At 69.1% G+C, this 21,416-nt stretch carries 16 protein-coding genes; 7 read left to right on the plus strand and 9 right to left on the minus strand.

The annotated features are described in order from the left end of the window. Positions 1-1,687 (plus strand): DUF3458 domain-containing protein (locus tag VKQ35_RS15635; protein WP_324363249.1); only part of this gene is annotated, 1,687 nt, incomplete at its 5' end. A gap of 120 nt (positions 1,688-1,807) precedes the next feature. Here VKQ35_RS15635 and VKQ35_RS15640 read toward each other — a convergent pair. The 4 genes from VKQ35_RS15640 to darT form a co-directional block, all read right to left on the minus strand. Next, positions 1,808-2,449 carry a dihydrofolate reductase family protein gene (locus VKQ35_RS15640; RefSeq protein WP_324363250.1) on the minus strand — a complete coding sequence of 214 codons (642 nt, stop codon included), beginning with the start codon at positions 2,447-2,449 and terminating at the stop codon, positions 1,808-1,810. A gap of 554 nt (positions 2,450-3,003) precedes the next feature. Next, positions 3,004-4,968 carry an ATP-binding protein gene (locus VKQ35_RS15645; RefSeq protein ID WP_324363252.1) on the minus strand — a complete coding sequence of 655 codons (1,965 nt, stop codon included), beginning with the start codon at positions 4,966-4,968 and terminating at the stop codon, positions 3,004-3,006. Between the two features lie 6 nt (positions 4,969-4,974). Further along, complete coding sequence (darG, locus tag VKQ35_RS15650; RefSeq protein ID WP_324363254.1) at positions 4,975-6,027, minus strand: type II toxin-antitoxin system antitoxin DNA ADP-ribosyl glycohydrolase DarG; 1,053 nt, start codon at positions 6,025-6,027, stop codon at positions 4,975-4,977. An 8-nt stretch (positions 6,028-6,035) separates the two neighbouring features. Beyond that, on the minus strand, positions 6,036-6,680 hold the full coding sequence (darT, locus tag VKQ35_RS15655; protein WP_324363256.1) for a type II toxin-antitoxin system toxin DNA ADP-ribosyl transferase DarT: 645 nt from the start codon (positions 6,678-6,680) through the stop codon (positions 6,036-6,038). Positions 6,681-7,051: 371 nt separating this feature from the next. Between darT and VKQ35_RS15660 the strand changes: the two genes are divergently transcribed. From VKQ35_RS15660 to VKQ35_RS15670, 3 genes are all read left to right on the plus strand, one after another. Then, positions 7,052-7,639 (plus strand): hypothetical protein, encoded by a 588-nt coding sequence (locus VKQ35_RS15660; protein WP_324363258.1) that lies wholly within the window; start codon positions 7,052-7,054, stop codon positions 7,637-7,639. Positions 7,640-8,040: 401 nt separating this feature from the next. Beyond that, complete coding sequence (locus tag VKQ35_RS15665; RefSeq protein ID WP_324363260.1) at positions 8,041-9,900, plus strand: PAS domain-containing sensor histidine kinase; 1,860 nt, start codon at positions 8,041-8,043, stop codon at positions 9,898-9,900. Positions 9,901-9,930: 30 nt separating this feature from the next. Continuing rightward, positions 9,931-11,088 carry a serine hydrolase domain-containing protein gene (locus VKQ35_RS15670; RefSeq protein ID WP_324363262.1) on the plus strand — a complete coding sequence of 386 codons (1,158 nt, stop codon included), beginning with the start codon at positions 9,931-9,933 and terminating at the stop codon, positions 11,086-11,088. Here the strand turns inward: VKQ35_RS15670 and VKQ35_RS15675 are convergent. Beyond that, positions 11,055-13,961, minus strand: a complete 2,907-nt coding sequence (locus VKQ35_RS15675; RefSeq protein WP_324363264.1) for a bifunctional [glutamine synthetase] adenylyltransferase/[glutamine synthetase]-adenylyl-L-tyrosine phosphorylase — start codon at positions 13,959-13,961, stop codon at positions 11,055-11,057. The two genes, VKQ35_RS15670 and VKQ35_RS15675, sit on opposite strands and share 34 nt — an antisense overlap. A 165-nt stretch (positions 13,962-14,126) precedes the next feature. Between VKQ35_RS15675 and VKQ35_RS15680 the strand changes: the two genes are divergently transcribed. After that, positions 14,127-14,885 carry a PEPxxWA-CTERM sorting domain-containing protein gene (locus tag VKQ35_RS15680; RefSeq protein ID WP_324363266.1) on the plus strand — a complete coding sequence of 253 codons (759 nt, stop codon included), beginning with the start codon at positions 14,127-14,129 and terminating at the stop codon, positions 14,883-14,885. A 164-nt stretch (positions 14,886-15,049) separates the two neighbouring features. Here VKQ35_RS15680 and VKQ35_RS15685 read toward each other — a convergent pair whose 3' ends face one another. Next, positions 15,050-15,700, minus strand: coding sequence for a helix-turn-helix domain-containing protein (locus VKQ35_RS15685; protein ID WP_324363268.1), 651 nt, complete (start codon positions 15,698-15,700; stop codon positions 15,050-15,052). Positions 15,701-15,807: 107 nt separating this feature from the next. On the opposite strand from VKQ35_RS15685, the gene VKQ35_RS15690 reads away from it, so the two are divergent. Together VKQ35_RS15690 and VKQ35_RS15695 are read left to right on the plus strand one after the other, a co-directional pair. Beyond that, positions 15,808-16,377, plus strand: a complete 570-nt coding sequence (locus VKQ35_RS15690) for a hydrolase (protein WP_324363270.1) — start codon at positions 15,808-15,810, stop codon at positions 16,375-16,377. Between the two features lie 26 nt (positions 16,378-16,403). Further along, on the plus strand, positions 16,404-17,510 hold the full coding sequence (locus VKQ35_RS15695) for an AbrB family transcriptional regulator (RefSeq protein WP_324363272.1): 1,107 nt from the start codon (positions 16,404-16,406) through the stop codon (positions 17,508-17,510). Positions 17,511-17,598: 88 nt separating this feature from the next. Here VKQ35_RS15695 and VKQ35_RS15700 read toward each other — a convergent pair whose 3' ends face one another. Genes VKQ35_RS15700 through VKQ35_RS15710 form a run of 3 tightly spaced genes read right to left on the minus strand, consistent with a single transcriptional unit; the run spans position 17,599 to position 21,286 of the window. Further along, positions 17,599-18,999, minus strand: coding sequence for a HAMP domain-containing sensor histidine kinase (locus VKQ35_RS15700; protein WP_324363409.1), 1,401 nt, complete (start codon positions 18,997-18,999; stop codon positions 17,599-17,601). A gap of 19 nt (positions 19,000-19,018) precedes the next feature. Further along, positions 19,019-19,690 (minus strand): response regulator transcription factor, encoded by a 672-nt coding sequence (locus VKQ35_RS15705; RefSeq protein ID WP_324363274.1) that lies wholly within the window; start codon positions 19,688-19,690, stop codon positions 19,019-19,021. Between the two features lie 24 nt (positions 19,691-19,714). Next, positions 19,715-21,286, minus strand: coding sequence for a Do family serine endopeptidase (locus tag VKQ35_RS15710; RefSeq protein ID WP_324363276.1), 1,572 nt, complete (start codon positions 21,284-21,286; stop codon positions 19,715-19,717). Positions 21,287-21,416 lie beyond the last annotated feature (130 nt).

Genomic DNA, 21,416 nt, shown 5'->3' on the forward strand with positions numbered 1-21,416 from the left:
CCGCGACTGGTTCCAGCTGTGCCTCAAGGAGGGTCTGACGGTCTTCCGCGACCAGAGCTTCTCGGCCGACCAGCGCGGCCACGCCGTCCAGCGGATCAAGGACGTCAAGGCGCTCCGCGCCCGCCAGTTCGCCGAGGACCAAGGCCCGCTCGCCCACCCGGTGCGTCCGTCCAGCTATCTGAAGATCGACAACTTCTACACCGCGACTATCTACGAGAAGGGCGCGGAAGTGATCCGGATGCTGAAGACCCTGATCGGGCCCGAGGCCTTCCGCAGGGGCATGGACCTCTACTTCGAACGCTGGGACGGCCACGCCACCACCGTCGAGGAGTTCATCCGCTGCTTCGCCGACGTCTCCGGCCAGGACCTGACGGCGTTCTTCGCGTGGTACGAACAGGCCGGCACGCCCCAGGTGACACTGAAGAGCGCCTATGACGCCGAGCGCCGCGAACTGACGCTGGAAATCGTCCAGGAGACCGCCCCGACCCCCGGCCAGCCGGTCAAGGGCGCCCTGCCCATCCCGGTCACCATCGGCCTGCTGGACGGCGACGGCCGCACCCAGGCCTTCATGCGCGACGGCCAGGCGGTGGACGAGACGGTCGTGGTGCTCGACGGCGCCAGGACCAGGGTCACCCTGACCGGCGTCGACGAAAAGCCGGTGATCTCGGCGCTGCGCGGCTTCTCCGCCCCGGTGAAGCTCACCTCCAACGCCGAGGCCCGCGACCGCTACATCCTGCTGGCCGGCGACCCGGACCTGTTCAACCGCTGGGAGGCCGGCCAGGAACTGGCCCGCGCGCTCATCCTGGCCCGCGCGACCGGCATGGCCGACGAGGTGGGCGAGGAACGCTATGCCGAGGCCGTCGGCCGCGCGCTCGCCGACCAGGCCTCGGACCCGGCGTTCAAGGCGCTCCTGCTGATCCTGCCCAGCGAGCCCGACCTGGCGCTGGCCATGAGCCCGGCCGACCCGGCGGCGATCCACGAGGCCCGGGACGCGCTCCGCACGCGCCTGGCCCTGCATCTCGAAACCGAGCTGAAACGCCTGCACAACGGCCTGCAGGAGATCGGCGAATTCTCCCCCGACGCCGCCGGCGCCGGCCGCCGCGCGCTCCGCAACGCCGCCCTCGACCTCCTGGCCGCCAACCCGCGCTCGGAGGTCGGCGAACTCGCCTTCGGCCACTACGAAGCCGCCGCCAACATGACCGACGCCATTGGCGGCCTGGCGGCGCTGGCCCTCATCGGCGGCGAGCTCTACGAGCGCGCGCTGGCCGACTTCTACGACCGCTGGAAAGCCGAGCCCCTGGTCATCGACAAGTGGTTCGCCCTGCAGGCCCGCGACCCCGACGAGAGCGCCCTCGGCCGCGTGCTCGCGCTCACCGCCCACCCCGCCTTCGAGGCCAAGAACCCCAACCGCCTGCGCGCGCTCGTCTCCACCTTCGCGAGCTTCAACCCGGTCCGCTTCCACGACCCCAGCGGCGCCGGCTACCGCTTCCTCGCCGACCAGATCCTCGCCACAGACGGCTTCAACCCGATGACCGCCGCAAGGCTCGTCGAGCCCCTCGGCGGCTGGCGCCGCTACAAGCCCGAGCTCGGCAAGCTGATGAAGGCGGAGCTCGAACGCATCCTCGCCGCCCCCGGCCTCTCCAAGAACGTCTTCGAACTGGTCAGCCGCGCGCTGGCCGACGACTGACCCCAGCCCAGATCCTCCCCCAGGGCGAAGCCCGATTGAGGGGGAGGTGTCGCGGCGCGCCGCGCCGTGACGGAGGGGGTTCCAGCCCACAGCGCACGCCGCGACAGCGGGCCGCCGGGGCTAGCGCGCGAGGACGATGTGGGTGGCATGCTCGGTGGCCTGGTGCTCGGTGACGCGGTAGCCGAGCGTCGGAAGGTCGATGCCGGCGAATATCGCCTCGCCCTGTCCGAGCACGACCGGCGACAAGGCGAAGTGCAGTTCGTCGATCAGACCGGCGCGCAGATACTGGCGCACCGTCTCGACACCGCCGCCGATCTTGACGTCGAGATCGCCGGCCGCGGCCTTGGCCTGCTCCAGGGCCGACTCGATCCCGTCCGTCACGAAGATGAACGTCGTCCCGCCCTCCATCTCGATCGGCGGCCGCTGGTGGTGCGTGAGGATGAACGTTGGCGCGTGATACGGGGGATTGTCGCCCCACCAACCCTTCCAGTCGGGCCCACCCCAATCGTCGCCGGCCGGGCCAAACATGTTGCGGCCGAGGATAAAGGCGCCGAACCCGCGCATCGCGCGGTCCGCGTACTCCTGATCGACGCCGTCCGAGCCCCCGTCCTGACCGATCATCGTCCGGAAAAAGAGCGTGCCGAACATCCACTGGTGCAGCTCGCGCCCACGCTTCCCGATCGGATCCTCCAGGCTCTGCTCCGGTCCGGCCCCAAAGCCGTCGAGCGAGATCGAAAAACCCCCAACGCGCACCCGTGACATCGCTGCCTCCACTGCTCAGACCGCCGACCAAAGAGGCCGGCCTTCCCAAGAACGGCCGGCGCCGGCGCGTTCCGACAAACGCGTGGCGCCTTTCGGCCGACGACGCGGTCGTCGCCGTTCGCAAGGGCGCCTAAGGGAGGTTCGCCCCGCCACCGTGATCTCGCCGCGCTGGTCAGCCTCGCGCCAGGAACGGACTTTTGGATCCCCTCCTAAAAGGTGACATTCAGCGGTGCTCCCGCCGAGGAATAGCCTCAGCCCAGATCCTCCCCCAGGGCGAAGCCCGATTGAGGGGGAGGTGTCGCGGCGCGCAGCGCCGTGACGGAGGGGGTTCCAGCCCAGGACGCGCGCCGCGGCGGCGGGCCCTCGGCCGCGATGCGCCATTCGCGGACATTGGCACTCGGTCCGAAAGCGGACCTCCGAGCTCCCCGGCTGCGACCAGCCTCGACTCTTAGCGGACTAGTCAGACTTGGCGCGACTGCGTTAGCCCGATCACTCACCAGGCTGCGAAAACCGACATTGCCATCCCCATAAGCCAGGGTTTGCGAAGTGCCGGACTAGCTCTCCGTGGCGTCCTTATCTAAGTCCGGCGCGCGCCCGAAGCTGGATTGAAGCTGGCGCAAGCGCGCGTTTATTTCCTCGTTCGACACCTGCACCTGCAGACGATCCTGAATGTACTGCAGGCGCGCTTTGCAATCGCGGATGATCTCGCTCCAGCACTTTACCCAAACCGTATAGTTGGGCTGCTTCACTGCAATGCCGATATCTCGGCCGTCCTGGGTGATGCTCTGCTTCACGGTGTCATCGTATTCCCCCACCACTAGGAAGAAGGTCCAGGTCGTGTCCGTGTGGGTGAAGGCGGGCTGCGTCGATAGCGTGAGCGCATAGTCGGTTATCTGGTTCAACACCTTGCGATCGGCGCGCACCGATGGGCGTTTCAGCTCGACCACGAGGTATTCATGGCGATCGGCATGGGCGCCGGGGATGGTCCGGCCTAGAAACTCGTCAAGCCGTGCGGCGCGGCCATCGCCTTGGATGACCTTGCCAGGCGCCTTGATGCCGAGCTCATTTGCCACCCTCTCCATCACGCGGGTCAGTCCGATCTCGTGCAGGGTGATGTGGAATTGCTCGCCAAAGATCCAGGTGTTGTCTCGGACTAGGGCGTCCAGACCGCCGCGCTCCTTCAGCACCCTCCGCCAGGCCGGATCGAAAACCGCCTGTTCGAGGGTCTGCAGAAACGCAACGCGATCGGCAATCAGACTAGAGGCGGAAATGATGTTGGAAAGCTCAGTCCGCTCGAGGAGTGAGGAGAACTGGTTCTGCTTGTCCTTCGGCAGGTCGACCACAGCGCGCAAGATTTGGGTCAGCGAATCCGGGTTGTGGCGGAGCGCCTCGCGGAGCAAGGCCAGCGTCATCCGCTTCAGCGAATTGTCCGCGCGGCGAAATTCTTTCGAATAGTTGGAGACCGCATAGGTCGCCATATCGAACACATCTCGTTCACGACGCTCCACGTCGTCAGTCGGATCGTCCTTATACGGATAGGCGCCGGCGTCCTTCAGCTCCTGAATGAGGTGTTGCGACCGCTCGGCCGACCGATTGCGGAAGTGCTCCTGCACAGGATCGCGGATGGCCTCCAGGACGCGGGCGAAATCCTGGTCGGTGAGGTCGTCTAACTCAAGAACGTTGTCCGCGGCGAGCGCCACGAAGAAGTCGGAGGTGGCGTAGACCGAGAAGGAGAAGTCGGGCGCCTGGATTCGCGCCGGCTGGGAGCCGAGCACCACCCCGTTCTCGCCACAGAAATGGATCTTGCGGCTCTCCATGGCCGTGGACCATTCGACAATGTCCACTTTGACACCCCGCACGGTCTGGGTGGGGCCGACAATGGCTGGGAGATCTATGGTCTTGGTCGAGGCGATTGCCGCGTTGGCGTCGATACGGCCGCCATCGTACCAGAGTTCAAGATCGGGGTGCAGGCGAAGGAACTGAGCGAAGACGGTGACGAACTGCTGGCGCGCCTCGTTGGTCGCGAGCCAGTCCTGCGAGCCTTTCAGCGGATGAAGTGAAACAATCGTGCCCGTTGCCCCGTCCGCAGCTATGGGATCGCTGATCCGCGATTTTTCCAAAGCTTCGGCACGGATCTCGATCGTCAGGGCCTGAACGCCGTCGCCAGCGTCAAAGCGCGTGCTCCATCTACATCGATCGGCAACTGAAAAGAAGCGTAGCCGGCCGCGGCCTTCCTTGCCATGCAGCGCTCGGCCGGTCGGCTTGACGTGGCGCTTCCAGGATTCGCCCAGTTGCCCGAAATCGCATTCGGCGCGCTCTGCGGTGATGCCGGTCCCGTTGTCGGTGACGATGACCTCATCGATCGACCCCAGCGGCGCGCGTTGGAAGGTCACCTCGACCCGGGTCGCCTGCGCATCGAACCCGTTCCAGACTAGCTCGGCGATTCCCTTGAGGGGATCAGCGCTCCGGACCACCTTCTCAATGTGGTCCTGCTTGGCCTTGAGGGTGAGTTCGTGCACGGCCCGTCAGGCCGCCTTCGCGGGGTCGAGCCAGCCCTGCCGCCTTAGGACATCATAGGCGAGCTTGATCTGTTCAGGCTTGAACCGCTGCTTGCGCTCTCCCCAGGCATAGGTCTGGGTGATCGCCTCGTCGGCGGAGTGAGCCCCGCCGCGCGAGGCGACCCAATGCACCGTCGCCAGAAGCTCTAGGCCGAAGGGGGACTCGAAGCCCGAGACCAGGTCCCCGACCCGATCGAAACGCTGGCGAGTTGCCGAGCCCGCCCGAAGCAGTTCCTCCGCGTCGCGCACCGCGCCTGGGACGAGCTCCAATTGCTTGTCGGGCGCATCGCCGCCGTCCGCGTAGCCTGAGATCAGGTGGCCTTCGACCGCGCGAAGGACGTGGCGCAGATTTTGCGCGTAGGGGCCGTAGGGCGCCTTGGCGTAGTCCAGACGCAGGCCCTCGCCCGCCTCCTGCATGAAGTACATCAGCTTGTGGACTTCCAGGAGGGTGACGAATGGGTCGAGAAGGCCGCTCAAGTACCTGTTCATCAGCACGACCAGGGCGGCCCGCCCCGGCGTCATCTTCGGTACGGCGCTGGACGACACCATCTCCTGCGCTGACGGGGCGCCCCCGGGTTCGAAGATCATCACCTCGACAGAAGGAAGGTCCGCCATCGCAGCCTCGATCCGCGGTCGCACCTGGCTCCAGTTCAAACCGCCGAGCCCGCTGCCCAGTGGCGGAATAGCGATCGAGCGAATCTTGCGGGCCTGGATCACCCGCACGAGGTCGACGAGGCCGGCGTCGATGTCTTCGATCCGGCTCTTACCGCGCCAATGCCGCTTGGTGGGGAAATTGATGATGAAGCGGGGATTATCGAGGCGATGGCGCTCGAACACGAACATTCGCCCGGGCTCGACCTCGTTGAGATCGCAGGCTCGCGCATAGGCGGCGAAATTGTCGCTGAACGCGTTCTTGAACTGCAGCGCGATCCCGCGGCCCATGATGCCCACGCAATTCACGGTGTTGACCAGCGCTTCGGCGTTGGATTTGAGGATGTCGCCCGTGGTGAATGTGATCATGGACCCCCCTAGTAGTACCAGGCCGGCACGAGATCGACCTTTGGCTTATGGGCCGCCGCGCCTACGATCTCATCCACCTGCAGCTTCATCGGCATGGTCTGCACGCCGATGCGTGTAAAAAGACTCCACGGAAAGTCGTCTCGCATCAAAAACTCGGCCTGCTTGCCTTCCTTGACGTCGGGCGCCGTCCACTGGTTCGCCGCAACTGCCGCCCATTGGACTTCGTCTAGCGCGCCGAGATCGTCGCGAAACTCGGCGTAGTTGGCACCGGCGTTGGACAAGGTGAAAGCCCAACGTCGGTTGTTCGCCTGCGCCCAGGCGACAGCCGTGTGCAAATCCGCCTCCAGATGGACAATGGGGGTCTGGCCGCCCTTGTAGTCCACCTCGGGGTGATTGCCCTTGTGTAGCAGATACAGCATCACGGATCTAGAACAAAAGTAGAACGGAACATATTGCCCTACCACGTCCCCGCCGTGGCATCGCACAGGAAGGTGCAGTCGTCGGGTCTTGATCGTCGACATACCGATCGCTTGCTGGGGACCGCCAGCCGCGACCATGTGCGCATCACTACGCAACCCACCGTTCGCGACAATGGCGGCGAGATTGCTGACGTGGGTGATGTGGTAGATTTTCGGATCGGCCGGTGTGGCCATTGTGTGGTGACCTCCCAGCCTTTGCCGAGCCGCCGTCGCAAGCATCGCGGATGCAAGCCGATTCGCCGGAAGTGTTTAGCCGATCGTGGCGTAGGGCAAGCTGCGTTCGTTCCAACGAACAGGCGCGTTGGGTGCCGTGTCATCGGTTCTCGCCACCACCCGTACCGTAGATGCTATCGGCTAGCGAACGGCGGTGTCGGAAAGCGGACCTTCCCAGCGTCGCCTAAGAGTCAGAACCCGTCGTGCGGGCAATCGGCCCTGCGCTCACCGCACAGGTTTGAGACCGCCGCTCACGACGCCCAACCGGGCGATAAAACTTGACATCCCGCCAAAGTGATGTTCTTGTTTTGTTCATGGACGAGGCGGCAGCCATGGTCGCAGCTCAGGAGCAGGCGCTCGGCATTTTCGCCGATGCGGTGCTGAAGCTCGCCCTGCACATCCAGCAGCAGGCGATGGAGGCCGAGGATCTGGACCAGAAGGTCCGGGCGGCCGGCGCCGTCCATCGGCTGGGCCGGGGCCTGCGCCAGACCGTGGCGCTGCAGGCCAGGCTCGCCCGCGACGCGCGGGCGGAGGCGGCGAAATCTGCGCCGCCGCGGCCGGCGCCTGACGAATGGGCGGAAGAGGACGAGCCGGACGAGCCGGACGATCCGAAGGCCGTCGCCGTCCGTCGCCGCCGCGACTGGCTGACGCGCGGCGTCGAGCGCTGCGTGTGGAACGAATACGACCGCGCCGACGAGACCGAGGAATTCACCGGCGAGTCCCTGCTCGAGGACCTGTACGAGCGCTTGAGCGACCTCATGGCGGACCCGGACTCTTTCCTCGAACTGGATCCCGACGACCTCCTGGTCGAACTCGCCAAGGAACTCGGCCTCAAGCCGCCGGAATTCCACCCCCGCGCGCCGCCCGTGCCTGCGCCGCCGTCGCAGGCTGGCGCCATCAACGGCCACGACTCCTCGTAAGCCGTTTTTATCGCTGAGCCGTGTTGTCCGTGGTCGGACCTGGGGCGGATCGACATTCAACAGTGTTGCGGGCTTCCAAATCCCCCTTCCTCCTCGACGGAGGAAGGGTCGGGGATGGTGGTGTGCCGGCAGCGATGACGTCATGGCTCGGGCTGGCTCAGGCGCCCAACGGCGCTCGGACCTCCACACCCTTGCGCACACCACCACCCTGTCCCTCCTCCATCGAGGAGGAGGGGACGCCAAACACCGACCGCCTGAATATCGATCCGCTCCACAACCCCGGCGGTTAACCAACAAGCGGGACAATTCGTCGCCGAATGGCGGTGACGCTGTTTACCCTTATTGCGTAGAGTCGCGCGCGATCGGGGTGATTTGCCTTGTCTTGGTAGGAGCTGCGAGCCTTGTCGGCACGCGACAGCGAGAGCGCTGCGGGCGCGCAGGCGGAGGATCGGTCCGCCGATCTGGCGCTGGCCAAGCCGCCGACGCAGCGCTTTGCGCGCATCGCCATACTCGCCGCCCTCTTGCTGCTCGCCTCCTATACCGGCGTCGCCATCGACAGGGTGATGCATGGCCCGCTCAGCCTCATCATGCAGATCGCCTCCCTGGTGGTCCCGCTGGCCGTGGCGATCGCGCTCGGCGTCCTGCTGCTGCTGGAATCCCGCCGGGTCGAGCGCGCGCACGCCGCCTACAGCGACAGCGAGCAGCGCTTCCGGCTGGCCGTCGAGGCCGCCCGCTGCGGTATCTGGGAATGGGACCTCTCCGAAGACCGCATCTTCATGTCCGACGTCACCGCGGCGCTGTTCGGATGGCGCGGCGGCGTGGTCGACGGCCAGCAGGTACTGGAGCGGGTCTCCGAGGGCCACCGCGACGGCCTGCGCGAGGCGCTCTCGACCGCGGCGGTCTACGGCGGCTTCGACGTCTCGTTCCGGGTGCCCAGCCTCTCCGGCGGCCGCCCGGTCTGGATCGACGCCCGCGGCCAAGGCTTCGGCAAGAGCCCGGAGGGCGGCTACGCGCGGATCATCGGCGTCGCGCTCGACGTCACCGAGGAGCGCCTGGCCCAGGCCCGCGCCCAGGCCGCCGAGACCCGCCTGCGCGACGCCATCGAGAGCGTGTCGGAAGCCTTCGTGCTCTGGGACAGGCAGGGCCGCCTGCTGATGTGCAACAAGAACTACCGCAGCTTCTTCCGCCTGGAGCCGCAGGTGCTGAAGCCCGGCGTGGCGCGCGAGGAGCTGGAGGCCCAGGCCAAGCTCGCCGTGCGCCAGGAGTTCCCGGCGCTCGGCGGCCGCAAGGGCGTGCGCGAGGCCGAGCTGGTCGACGGCCGCTGGGTGCAGATCTCCGAGCGCACCACCGCCGAGGGCGGCCTGGTGGTCACCGCCGCCGACATCACCGCGCTGAAGGCCCAGGAAGAGGCGCGCCGGGTCAACGAGGACGAGCTGCGCCGGGCCGTCGTCAATCTGGAGCGCAGCCAGGAACAGCTCTCGGAACTGGCCCGCAAATACGAGAACGAGAAGCTGCGCGCCGAGGGCGCCAACCAGGCCAAGAGCGAGTTCCTGGCCAACATGAGCCACGAACTGCGCACGCCGCTGAACGCCATCAACGGCTTCTCCGAGATCATGGTCGCCGAGATGTACGGGCCGGTCGGCGACGCCCGCTACAAGGACTACGCCCGCGACATCCTCAATTCCGGCCAGCACCTCCTGGCGCTGATCAACGACATCCTCGACATGTCGAAGATCGAGGCCGGCAAGATGAACCTGCGCTTCGAGCCGGTGGCGCTGGAGGACGTGGCCGAGGATGCGCTGCGCCTGGTGCGCAACCGCGCCGAGGCCGCCGGCCTCTCGCTGCGCCTGGACTTCAGCGACCTGCCGGAGGTCGAGGCCGACTATCGCGCCATCAAGCAGGTGCTGCTGAACCTGCTCTCCAACGCCATCAAGTTCACCCCGCGCGGCGGGCTGATCACCGTGGGCGCCGAGCGCCGCGACGACCCGCTGGGCGAGCGGGTGCGGATCAGCGTGCAGGACACCGGCATCGGCATCCCGCCGGAGGACCTGGCCCGCCTCGCCCAGCCCTTCGAACAGATCGAGAGCCAGCACGCCAAGACCCAGCAGGGCACGGGGCTGGGCCTCGCGCTCACCAAATCGCTGGTGGAGATGCACGGCGGCCTCTTGGACCTGCGCAGCGCGCCGGGCCAGGGCACCAGCGCCATCTTCTCGCTCCCGGTCCACCAGATCAGCGCCGCCCTGGCCAAGGCCGCGCTCTAGCGCCAAGCTCGCCATCGAAGCGGAGGGTTGATGTTCCAACGATTTGAGCAGGCGCTGGCGCAGGCCGTGAGCAACGGCCGGATCGCCGGCGGCGTCGCCCTGATCGCCGACCGCGACGGCGTCCTCTACGAGCACGCCGCCGGCGTGCGCGCGATCGGCGCGGCGGCGCCGATGGACGCCGCGACCGTGTTCTGGATCGCCTCGATGACCAAGGCCGTGGTCTCGGTCGCCGCCCTGCAATTGGTGGAGCGCGGCGAGCTCACCCTCGACGGCGACCTGACCGGCCTCGTCCCGGATTTCAAGGACCTGCAGGTCCTGACGCCGCAGGGCCTGCGGCCCGCCAAGCGCGGCCCAACCCTGCGCCAGCTCCTCACCCACACCTCCGGCTTCGCCTACGGCTTCACCAGCGCCGAGCTGGCGGCCTGGATCGAGGCGAGCGGCTTCGAGGCCAACGGCGGGACCCGCGCCAGCCTTCGCCAGCCCCTGCTGTTCGATCCCGGCCAAGGCTGGATCTACGGCATCGGCATCGACTGGGCCGGCCTCGCCGTCGAGGCGGCCAGCGGCCAGCGCCTCGACGCCTATCTGCGCGAGCACATCCTCGCGCCGCTCGCCATGCCCGACACCGGCTTCATCGGCGCGCCGGATCGGGCGGCGCGGACCGCCGGCGTGCATGTCCGCGGGCCTGAGGGCGGCCTCGTCCAGATCCCCTTCGGCATGCCGGCCGACCCTGAGGTGCTGGCAGGCGGCGCCGGGCTCTACAGCACCGCGCGCGACTACGGACGCTTCCTGCGGATGCTGCTGAACGGCGGCGAACTGGAGGGCGTCCGGGTGCTGAGCGGCGAGACCGTGCGGGGCCTGAGCCAGGTGCAGACCGGAGAACGCCGGGCCGGCTATATCCGCAGCGCCATGGCGAACATGAGCAACGACTTCGACCTCTATCCGCAGATGGCCACCGGCCATGGCCTGGCGACCATGGTGACGCCGCAAGCCACGGCCGAGGGCCGCGGCCCCGGAAGCCTGGCCTGGGGCGGCCTGGCCAACACCTACTACTGGGCCGATCCGGCGGCGGGAAAGGCAGGCGTCCTGCTCACCCAGCTCCTGCCCTTCGGCGACCCGGAAGTGCTGGCCCTGATGCGCGCGCTGGAGCGCGACGCCTATGGGACGCCCTGGCCGACGATGGTCTCATAGGCCTTGCGCGCCGCGGCCCTCGCGCGGTTGAGCGCCGGGGCCAGGCTGCGGAAGTCGCGCACGCCGCCGGCTCGGGCGAGCAGGCTCTTGAAGGCGGCCGGTTCGGCCTGCGGATCGGCGCCGTCGTCCAGCGCGACCTTCAGCAGCTGCGTCAGGTCCTGCTGCAGCCGCCAGGCCTGCTCGAGGGCGGTGAGCGCCGCCTCCGGAGCCAGGCCGGTCTCGCGGAACGCCGCCAATGCCGCCGCCGTATTGGGCTCCAACGGCCCGCCGTCCGCGGCATGGGCCAGCTGCAGGTATTGCGCGGCGAACTCGATGTCGACGAGGCCGCCCGGCGAGAGCTTCAGGTCCCATTCGCCCTTGGCCGGCCGCTCGCGGTGCATCAGTTCGCGCATCTCGCGCACGTCGGCGGCGGTCTGGGCGCGGCCGCGGGGCCGGCGCAGCGCCGCGCCGATGGCGGCTTCAGCGTCGGCGGCGAAGGCCGGGCTGGTCGCCCAGACCACCCGCGCTCGGGTCAGGGCCAGCAGCTCCCAGGTCTCGGCTTCAGCTTCGTAGTAGCCCTCGAACGCCGCGAAGCTCACCGCCACCGGACCCTTGGTCCCCGAGGGCCGCAGCTGCATGTCGACCTCGTAGAGGCCGCCCTCGCCGGTCTGGCTGGACAGCGCTGCGATCAGCCGCTGGGTGAAGCGGCCGTAGAAGGTGACCGCGTCCCAGCCCTTTACCGCCGACACGCCCGCGGGATCGGCGGCGCGGTACAGCGTCATCAGGTCGAGGTCGGAGCCGGCGCTCATTTCGCGCGAGCCGCATTTGCCGAGCGCGACCACGGCTGCGTCGCCCTCGAAGACGCCGCCGAGGCGCCCGGTCTCGGCCAGCGCCGCCGCGGCCAGGGCGTCGATGCAGAGGTCGGCGAGGTCGGCGAAGGCCTTGCCGGCCGTGACCGCGCTCGCGGCCCCGCTCATCACCTGCACGCCGACCCGGAAGGCCTGCTCGCGGTGGACGATGCGCACGGCGTCCATCGCCGCTTCGAAGGCGCCCTCTTCAGTGCGGGCCGCCCTGGCGACGGCGGCCCGCATGAAAGCCCGGTCATCGGCGATGTCGATGGGCTCGAAGAACCCGCCGTCCAGCATGGCGTCGATGGCCGCCGGCCGCCGCGCCAGCGTCGCCGCGAGCCTGGGCGCAAACGCCATCACCTGCACGATCAACTCGAAGAGGTTGGGCTGCGCCAAGAACAGCGACTGCAGCTGCACCCCCGACGACAGCCGCGAGAAGAAGTCGGAAAACCGCGCGAAGGCCGGGTCCGGCGCGCCGGTGGCCTGGGCCGCGTCCAGCAGGCGCGGCGCCAGCCGGGTGAACAGCTCGCGGCCGCGCTCGGTCGCCGTCGCCGGGATGCGGCCGTGGTGCCAACTGCGGATCGTCTCGGCCACCTTGTGCGGGTTGGAGAAGCCCATGCGCTTGAGCGTCGCCAGCGTCGCCGGGTCATCCTCGACGCCGGTGAACACCAGGCTGCCGAACCGCGAGGACAAGGGCTCCTCCGACGGGAAAAGCTCGCCATAGCGGGCGTTCACGCCCTGCGCCGTGCGGGTGATCGCCGCGTCGAAGGCCCGCAGGCTGTCGTAGCCAGAGAGCGCGGCCACACGCCGGCGGTCGGCGTCGGCTTCCGGCAGCTTGTGCGTCTGTTCGTCGGCCAGCATCTGCACGCGGTGCTCGACGCTGCGCAGCCGGCCATAGGCTTCGGTGAGCTCGGCGCAGGTCTCCGGCGCCACGTGGCCGGCGATGGTGAGCGCGGCGAGCGCATCGAGCGTGCGGCGGCTGCGCAGCTGCGGATTGCGGCCGCCCAGGATCAACTGCTGGGTCTGGACGTAGAACTCGATCTCGCGGATGCCGCCGGCCCCCAGCTTCACGTCGAAGCCCTTGGCGGTCATGCGCTCGTCGACCTTGTAGGCGTGGATCTGGCGCTTGATCGAATGGATGTCGGCGATGGCGGCGAAGTCGAGGTTCTTGCGCCAGACGAAGGGCGCCAGTTCGGCCAGGAACGCCTCGCCTGCCGGGATATCGCCGGCGCAGGGCCGCGCCTTGATGAAGGCCGCCCGCTCCCAGTTCTGGCCGACGCTCTCGTAGTATTCCAGCGCTGCGGGGATCGGCACCGCCGCCTGGGTCGAGGACGGATCGGGACGCAGCCGCAGGTCCATGCGGAAGACGTAGCCGTCGGCGGTGCGCAGCTGCATCAGGTCCGACAGCCGCTGCGTCAGGCGCACGGCGAAGGCCTCGGTCTCCACGCCGGGCGCCAGCGGCATGGCGTCGGGATCGAAGAACACCGAGACGTCGATGTCGCTGGAGTAGTTGAGCTCGAAGGCGCCCTGCTTGCCCATGGCGATGCAGAACCAGCCGGGGACCGGCCCCTCCGGCCCGTCGCTGAGATGGGTCAGCCGCCCTGCCTCCACCTCGCCCCGCGCCGCCACGGTGAGCGCGGACGCCACCGCCGCGTCGGCGAATCGGGTCAGCGCGCCGGTCACCTGGTCGAGGTCCCACGCCCCGCCGAGGTCGCAGAGCGCGGTCAGCAGATGCAGTTCGGCCTTCAGCACGCGCAGGCCGACCGTCGCCGCCTCGCTGGAGAGGTCGGCCGCCGCGGCGGTGCGGGCGAGGATGTCGTCCAGCCGCGCCATCGGCTCGTCGGCCAGCAGGGCGTCGAGCCGCGCCGGATCGCGCCTCGCCAGGCTCGTCAGATAGGGCGAGGCGGCGAACACGGGGCTGAGCGCCGGCCAGGCCTGCTCCAGCCTTGGCGTCCACGCCGTCTGAGCCAGCACGCCGCGCAGGCGCTCAGCCGCCTTGTCGTCGACGACCGGCCCGCAGGGCTTCAGGATTTCGGCGAGCGCCATGGGGCTTCGGCATAGCGGAGGGCTCTGGCGCCCGCGAGCTTTTCAATACTGGCGCGAGGTCTTCTCATCCTCGGTGCGAGCGCTTGCGCCGGTATGGACCGCGTCCCTAGCGTCCCCCGCGTCATCCGCCGATCCCTTCGCGCGGCCTGACCGGAGGAGTATCAGATGATCCGCGAAACCCCGCGCCAAACCCCGCGCCTGCGCGCCGCAACCTTCGCCGCCGCCACGCTTGCCGCGGCCGCGCTCAGCGCCGGCGCCGCCCAGGCCGCCCAGGTGTTCAGCGACAACTTCAACACCGAGAACGGCGGCGCCGCCGCGAACCCCTACACCAACTTCGCCAACTGGACCGTCTCCGGCGGCGAGTTCAGCGTGGTCGAGGGCGCGCGTTGCGAGGGCGGTTCGGGCGGCTGCGTCGGTCTCGACGGGCGCGGCGGCGGCCCCGTCGGCAACGAATTCCACACGACCGACAGCTTCAACTACCTCGCCGGCGCCGTGGTCACGCTCACCTTCGACATCTCCGGCAGCCACGCCGACTGCGGGAAATGCGACGCCGACGACATGTACGAAACCGGCTTCCTGTTCGGCGTCGAGCCCACCACGATCACCAACGTGACCTTCGACAACGCCAGCTTCGGGACTCTCCACGAAACCACGGGCATCGACCTGTTCGGAAACGGCTTTGCGGTCCCGCGCAACGATCCGTGGACAGCCCACACCATCAGCTTCACCGCCACCCAGGCCGGGTCGGTCCAGATCGACCTGCGCAGCTACAGTGTCGATGGCATTGGCCCGCTGCTCGACAACGTGGCCCTCGACGTAACCGGCGGCAGCGTCCCGGAGCCCGCCAGCTGGGCCCTGATGATCCTGGGTTTCGGCGGGGCCGGGGCGGTGCTTCGCCGCCGCCGCACGGCGCTCGCGGCCTGAGCCACGACGCCTGATCCTGGCGCGCCGCCGGTCTCTCAGATCGGCGGCGTTGTCATGTCCGCCACCGCCGCGCCTCAGGCCCGCGGCGACACCAGCGCCACCCGCAGGCCCGGGCCCATCTCGCCGACCTTGCCCCGGCCACGACAGAGCCGGACACAACCGGGCTATCCGTCGGCGCGCTGTCGTGCGGCGAACCTGTCGGGCGCGAGCTTGGCCGCCAGGTAGAGCCGGGTCATCAGCCGCAGCTGATCCGGCGCGCCAGGGCTGGTCGGCGCATCCTTGGTGGCCATGCCCACCATGGTCTTCATGTTGTTGAGCACCACGGCGGCGATGTCGTCCGCTTCCTTGTCATCGAGTGCGGGCGCGCAGATTGTGAGCGCCGTCTTGACCCCCGCCAGGGTCTGCGCGCGGAACCTTTGGCGCACGGCGGTCGAGTCCGTCCGCGAGTCGATCAGGGCCGCAAGGCCTCGGGTCCGCGGATGCAGCTTCACCAGCAGATCGATCAGGATGTCCGCCAGCTCTTCTGGCGTGGCGCCAGCCGCGCGAGCGTGGATCGCATCGTATTCGGTGCGCAGAATCCCGGCCTGGTGCTCCATGAGCGCGTCGGCGATGGCGTCCTTGTTGGGGAAGAAGCGGTAGAGGGAGCCAATCTTCGCCTCCGCCCGAGCGGCGATCTCCGCCATGGTCGCCGCCTCATATCCCCGCTCCTGAATGACCGCGGCCGCCGCCTCGATCAGTTCGGCGACGCGCTGGCGGCCGACCTCGCGCTGGGGGGGCAGCGCGCCGCGATTAGGGCTTGACGAAATTGAGGGCATGCTCAAATAGAGATCTTAGTTGAGGAGCTCCTCAACTATATAGCGGTCCGCGCGGCGCCGCACAACGGTGGTCGCGGAGGCCCAGCCTCAGTCGAAAGGACACTCCCATGATCACCCTGTCCGCGCCGACCACGGCGCTGATCCTCATCGACCTCCAGCAGGGTATTGTCGGCTATCCGCTGGCGCCGCACGCCGGGGAGGCCGTGGTCGCCAAGGGCAAGGACCTTGCCCGCCGTTTCCGCGCCGCCAAGGCGCCCGTCGTCCTGGTGAACGTCTCCTTCTCGCCCGACTTCGGCGACGCCCTGCAGACTCCGGTCGATGAGCCTCCGCTGGCGCCGCCCGGCGGGTTCCCGGAGGGTTGGAGCTATCTCGTCGACGGCCTGGCCGAACCCCACGATCTGCGGGTCACCAAGCGGCAGTGGGGCGCCTTCTATGGGACGGAGCTGGACCTGCAGCTGCGTCGACGGGGCGTGGCCACGGTGGTCGTGGCCGGCATTGCGACCAACATGGGCGTCGAGTCGACCGTGCGCGCCGCCCACGAGCATGGCTATGCCGTGGTGCTGGCAGAGGACGCCACGACCTCGCTCTCGGCCGAGATGCATGCCTTCGCCTTCGAGAAGATCTTTCCGCGCCTCGGCCGGGTGGCCAAGGCCAACGAGATCGAGCTGCGGGCGTGAGCCGGGCCTCGTCGGCGGGGAAGGGCTTGCCGCTGCAGTCCCTGCCCACGGCCGCTCGCTGGGCCGTGCTCCTGGCGGCCTCCGCGCTGGGCGCCGGGCTCCTTCAGTGGGCTCGGCTGCCGGCGGCCTTGATGCTCGGGCCGCTGGCGGTCGCCGTGCTGGTGCAGACGGCCGGCGGCGCGGTGAGAGTCCCCCGCGCTTTCATGGCGGTGGCCCAGGCGGTCATCGGCTGCCTCATCGCTCGCTCAATTACGCCCGCGATCGTCGGCGGCTTCGCCAGCCACTGGCCGGTGTTCCTCGCCGTGGTGGCGCTATCCATCGCGGCCGGCGCCGGCATCGGTTGGACCATGAGCCGCCTGGGTATAGTGCCCGGGACCACGGCCGTCTGGGGCATGCTTCCCGGCGCCGCGATGGCCATGATGGTGATGGCCGAGGCCTACAGCGCAGACTTCCGCCTTGTCGCGTTCATGCAATACCTTCGCGTGGTGCTGGTGGCGACGGCCGCCTCGGTGGTGGCGTTGCTCTTCGTGCACGGGGGCGGCGGCCCCCGTTTCGCAGGCGGCTATTTCCCACCGATCCACTGGCTGGCCCTTGCCGAGACCGTCGGCGTGGCCGTCCTCGGGGGTGGCCTCGGCCTCGTCGCGCGCATTCCAGCCGGTGTGCTCCTCGGCCCGCTGGCGCTCGGGGCGGCGCTCAATGTCCTGGGGTGGGTGACGATCGAGCTGCCACCCGTCGTGTTGATCGCCAGCTATGCGGTCATCGGCTGGAACACCGGCCTGCGCTTTACCCGCGACGTGCTGGCCGCCGCCGCCCGGGCGCTGCCCCAGACCCTGGGCGCCACCGCCCTGCTGATGGCTTTCTGCGGCGTCCTGGCCTGGCTGCTGGTCGTCCTGCTCCACGTCGATCCGTTGACCGCCTACCTGGCCACCAGCCCCGGCGGGGTGGACGCCGCGGCGATCATCGCCGCCACCACCAAGGTGGACACGCCGTTCGTCATGGCGCTGCAGACCCTGCGGGTGATCGTCGTCCTGGCGATCGGCCCGCAGGTGGCGCGATGGGTGGCTGGCACGCTGAACGCAGCCGCCACTCGCCCCGACCCCGCTGCGCCGGCCGACCTCGGCGATCTCGACTAGCCGAAAATTCGCCCACCGGTGGATGAAGGCGGGCCGCGGCCGGCAAGCGGACGCTGTGCAAGCCCGCAAGGAGTCACGAGCGGCCCCCTCAGGCCCGCGGCAACACCAGCGCCACCCGCAGGCCCGGGCCCATCTCGCCGACCTTGCCCGGGCCCTCGGCCAGCTCCAGCCGGCCGCCATGCGCCTCGGCGACCGCGGCGACCAGGGAGAGGCCCAGGCCCGCGCCCGGCTCATTGCGGCTGTTCTCCAGGCGGACGAACCGCTCGACAACCCGCTCGCGGTCGCCGTCGGGGACGCCGGGGCCGGTGTCGGTGACCGAGAACTCGATCTCGCCGGAGGAGCGGCGGCGCACCCGCAGCATGATCGCCCCGCCACCCGGCGTGTACTTCACCGCGTTGTCGAGGATGTTGGCGAGCGCCTGGGCCAGGAATTCGCGGTTGCCGCGCGCCTGCAGGTCCTTGGTGAACTCCGCGGCGAAGTCGATGCCCTTGTCCTCGCAGAGCGGCTCGTAGAGCTCGGAGATGTTGGCCGCCAGTTCCGAGGGGTCGAACAGCACCGGGTCGGGCGCCGTGCCCGCCGCCTGCAGCCGGGCGATCGCCAGCACCGCGGCGAAGGTCTTCAGCACCCCGTCGGTGTCCTCCAGCGCCTGGGCCAGCGCCTGGGTCGGGTCGCCCTTGCCGGCCTCGACATCGAGATAGGCCACCTCGAGGCGGGCGCGCAGGCGGGTGAGCGGCGAGCGCAGGTCGTGGGCGATGGCGTCGCCGGCGTGGCGGTGGCCGGCCATGGAGCGCTCCAGCCGGTCGAGCATCTCGTTGATGCCGGCCGAGAGCTCGTCGAACTCGTCGCGGGCGCCGCGCACGGGGGCTCGCGCGCCGAGGTCGCCGTTGCGCACCGCGTCGACCACGGTGGTGAGGCCGGCCATGGAGCGGCTGACGTTGCGGCTCATCAGCATGCCGCCGGCCAGGCCCAGCAGCACCACCAGGGCGCCGGAGCCCTGCAGGGCGCCGACCACGCGGGCCACATAGGCGTCGTCGCGCGCGACGTCGGAGCCGACGAACAGGATCGGCCCGCCGTTCAGCTGCTCCTGCAGGCCGCGCGCCGGATGCTCGACCTTATGGCCCTGCGGGTCCTGGTCGCCGACCGAGAAGGTGGTCCAGGTCGGCTTGCCGTCGAACCGGTCCACCGGGCTCCCGGCGATGGAGCCGGAAATGCGCTTCTGGTTCTTGTCCATCAGGACGTAGAGGAACGGCTGCTCGCTCGCCGCGCGCTCGATCACCGACTGGTTGACCGCATCGACGCCGCCGCGGTCGTAGGTCGCCGACAGCGAATGCATCTCGCGGGTGATGTCGAGATCGGTGCGCCGCCGCGCCTCGCCGGCGGTCGCCACATAGATGTAGACGAAGAGCGCGCTCGCCGCGAAGACGAAGGACGCCAGGAACAGCAGCGTCAGCCGGAACGGCGTGGTGCGGAAGATGCGCGGCAAGCGCACGGGTCCCGCCATCGCAGGCTTAGGCGTCTAGCCGGTAGCCCGCGCCGCGGACGGTCTGCAGCATCGGCCGGTCGAAGCCCTTGTCGATCTTCGAGCGCAGGCGCGAGATGTGCACGTCGATGACGTTGGTCTGCGGGTCGAAGTGATATTCCCAGACCTTCTCCAGCAGCATGGTGCGGGTCACCGACTGGCCGGCGTGGCGCATCATGAATTCCAGCAGCTGAAACTCGCGCGGCTGCAGGTCGATCTCCTTGCCCTGCCGGTGCACGGTGCGGCCGATCAGGTCCATCTCCAGCTCGCCGACCTTCAGAAGGGTCTGGACCGAGCCGGTCTCGCGGCGGCGCGACAGGGCCTCGACGCGCGCGATCAGTTCGGCGAAGGCGTAGGGCTTCACCAGGTAGTCGTCGCCGCCGGCCTGCAGGCCCGCGACCCGGTCGCCGACCTCGCCCAGCGCCGAGAGGAACAGGACCGGCGTCTGGTCGCCCTCGCGGCGCAAGGTCTCGATCAGCTGGACGCCGTTCATCTTGGGCATCATGCGGTCGACGATCATCACGTCGAACTCGCCATCGCGCGCCGCGCTCAGGCCCTCTTCGCCATCGGCGGCCTTGGTGCAGGCGTGGCCGGTCTCGGTGAGGCCGCGCTCCATGGCCTCGGCCGCCTCGAGGTCGTCCTCGACGATCAGAATCCGCATGCTGTCTCCGCCCCTCGCGAAACCCTAGCCGGCGATCTTGATCGGCAGGAAGGTGGTGCGCCCCTGCCGGAAGATGCCCAGCAGCACGCTGGTGCGGCCGGCCTTCTTGGCCGCGTCGACCGCAGCGGTCACATCGGCGGCGGTGGTTACCGGGTGGCCGTTCGCCTGGACGATGACGTCGCCGCGACGCAGCGCCTTCTGACCGGCGTCGGAGTTCTGGTCGATGGTTTCCACCACCACGCCATGAAGCTCCGGCGGGGCGTTGATCCGCCGCCGCGTGGTCTCGTCCAGCGGGCCGAGCGCCATGCCCAGCACCGTCGGATGCGGCGCGGGCGGCGGCAGCGCCGGGTTGGCGCGTTCGCCGCCGCCGGGCGTGTTGTCGTTGGAGGCCAGGTCCTTCTCCGACGGCCGGATGCCCGAACGGATCTCGATGGTGTGGTGCTTGCCTTCGCGGATCGCATCGAGACGCAGAGTGTCGCCGGGCTTGGCCTTGGCCACTTCCCGGGTCAGTTCCGTGGAGGTCTTGATGGCCACGCCATTGACCGAGACGATCACGTCGCCCGATTGCAGCCCGCCGCGCGCCGAGGGGCCGCCGGGCACGGTGTCGGAGACGATGGCGCCCTTCTGCGAGCCCAGACCTTGGGCCTCGGCCATGTCGGCGGTGAAGTTCTGGATGGTGGCGCCGATGTAGCCGCGCTGGATCTTGCCGCCGCTGATCAGCTGCTTGGTGACGCTGTCGGCCACCTCGGCGGGGATGGCGAAGCCGATGCCGACCGAGCCGCCGGACGGCGAGAAGATCATGGTGTTGACCCCGATCACGCGCCCGTAGATGTCGAAGGTCGGGCCGCCGGAGTTGCCCCGGTTGATGGGGGCGTCGATCTGGATGTAGTCGACGAAGGTCTCGCCGATGTCGCGCCCGTAGGCCGAGACGATGCCGGCGGTGGCCGTGCTGCCCAGGCCGAAGGGGTTGCCGACCGCGATGATCCAGTCGCCGACGCGCGGCTTGCCGGCGTTCTCGAAGCTGACGAACGGGAAGTTGGTGCGCCCGCCCTTGACCTTGATCACCGCCAGGTCCGAGCCCTCGTCGCGCCCGACGATGGTGGCTTCCAGCTCGGTGTCGTCCTTCAGCACGACCTTGATGGTCTCGGCGTTCTCGACCACGTGGTTGTTGGTGACGATGTAGCCGTCGGCCGAGATGAAGAAGCCGGAGCCGGCCGACTGCTGGGTCGGCAGCTTCGGCTGGCCGCGCTCGGTGCGCCCGCCCTGGGGCGGCGCACCGCCCTCCTCGTCATCGCCGCCGCCACCGCCGCCGGGGAAGTTCTCGAAGCCGGGGATGCGGCGCAGCGCGCTGGTGTCCACGCGGCTGGTCACATTGATCGAGACCACCGCCGGCGAGACCCGGTCGAAGATGTCGGCGAAGGACATCGGCGCGCCGGGCGGCGGGGCGAAGATCGGCGCGGTCGACGCCTTGATCAGGTGGCCGCCCTGGTCGGCGTGCGCCTGCGGCAACCGCATGCCGGCGCCGGCCACGGCGGCGGCCATCACGCCCGCACCCGCCACGGCGCCCAGGAAATAACCGGTCTTCTTGGAGGTCATATGACTTCTGTTCCCTCTGCGCGCCTCGCGGGCGCGCCTCGTAAACCTAGGTTCGATGCACGAGAGCGCAACGGCTCTCAAGTTACGGTTAGGTCACCCTGCGCTATGCAATCCGACCGTTGTAGGGCGC

The organism is Phenylobacterium sp., assembly GCF_035309685.1.
Taxonomy (GTDB): Bacteria; Pseudomonadota; Alphaproteobacteria; order Caulobacterales; family Caulobacteraceae; genus Phenylobacterium.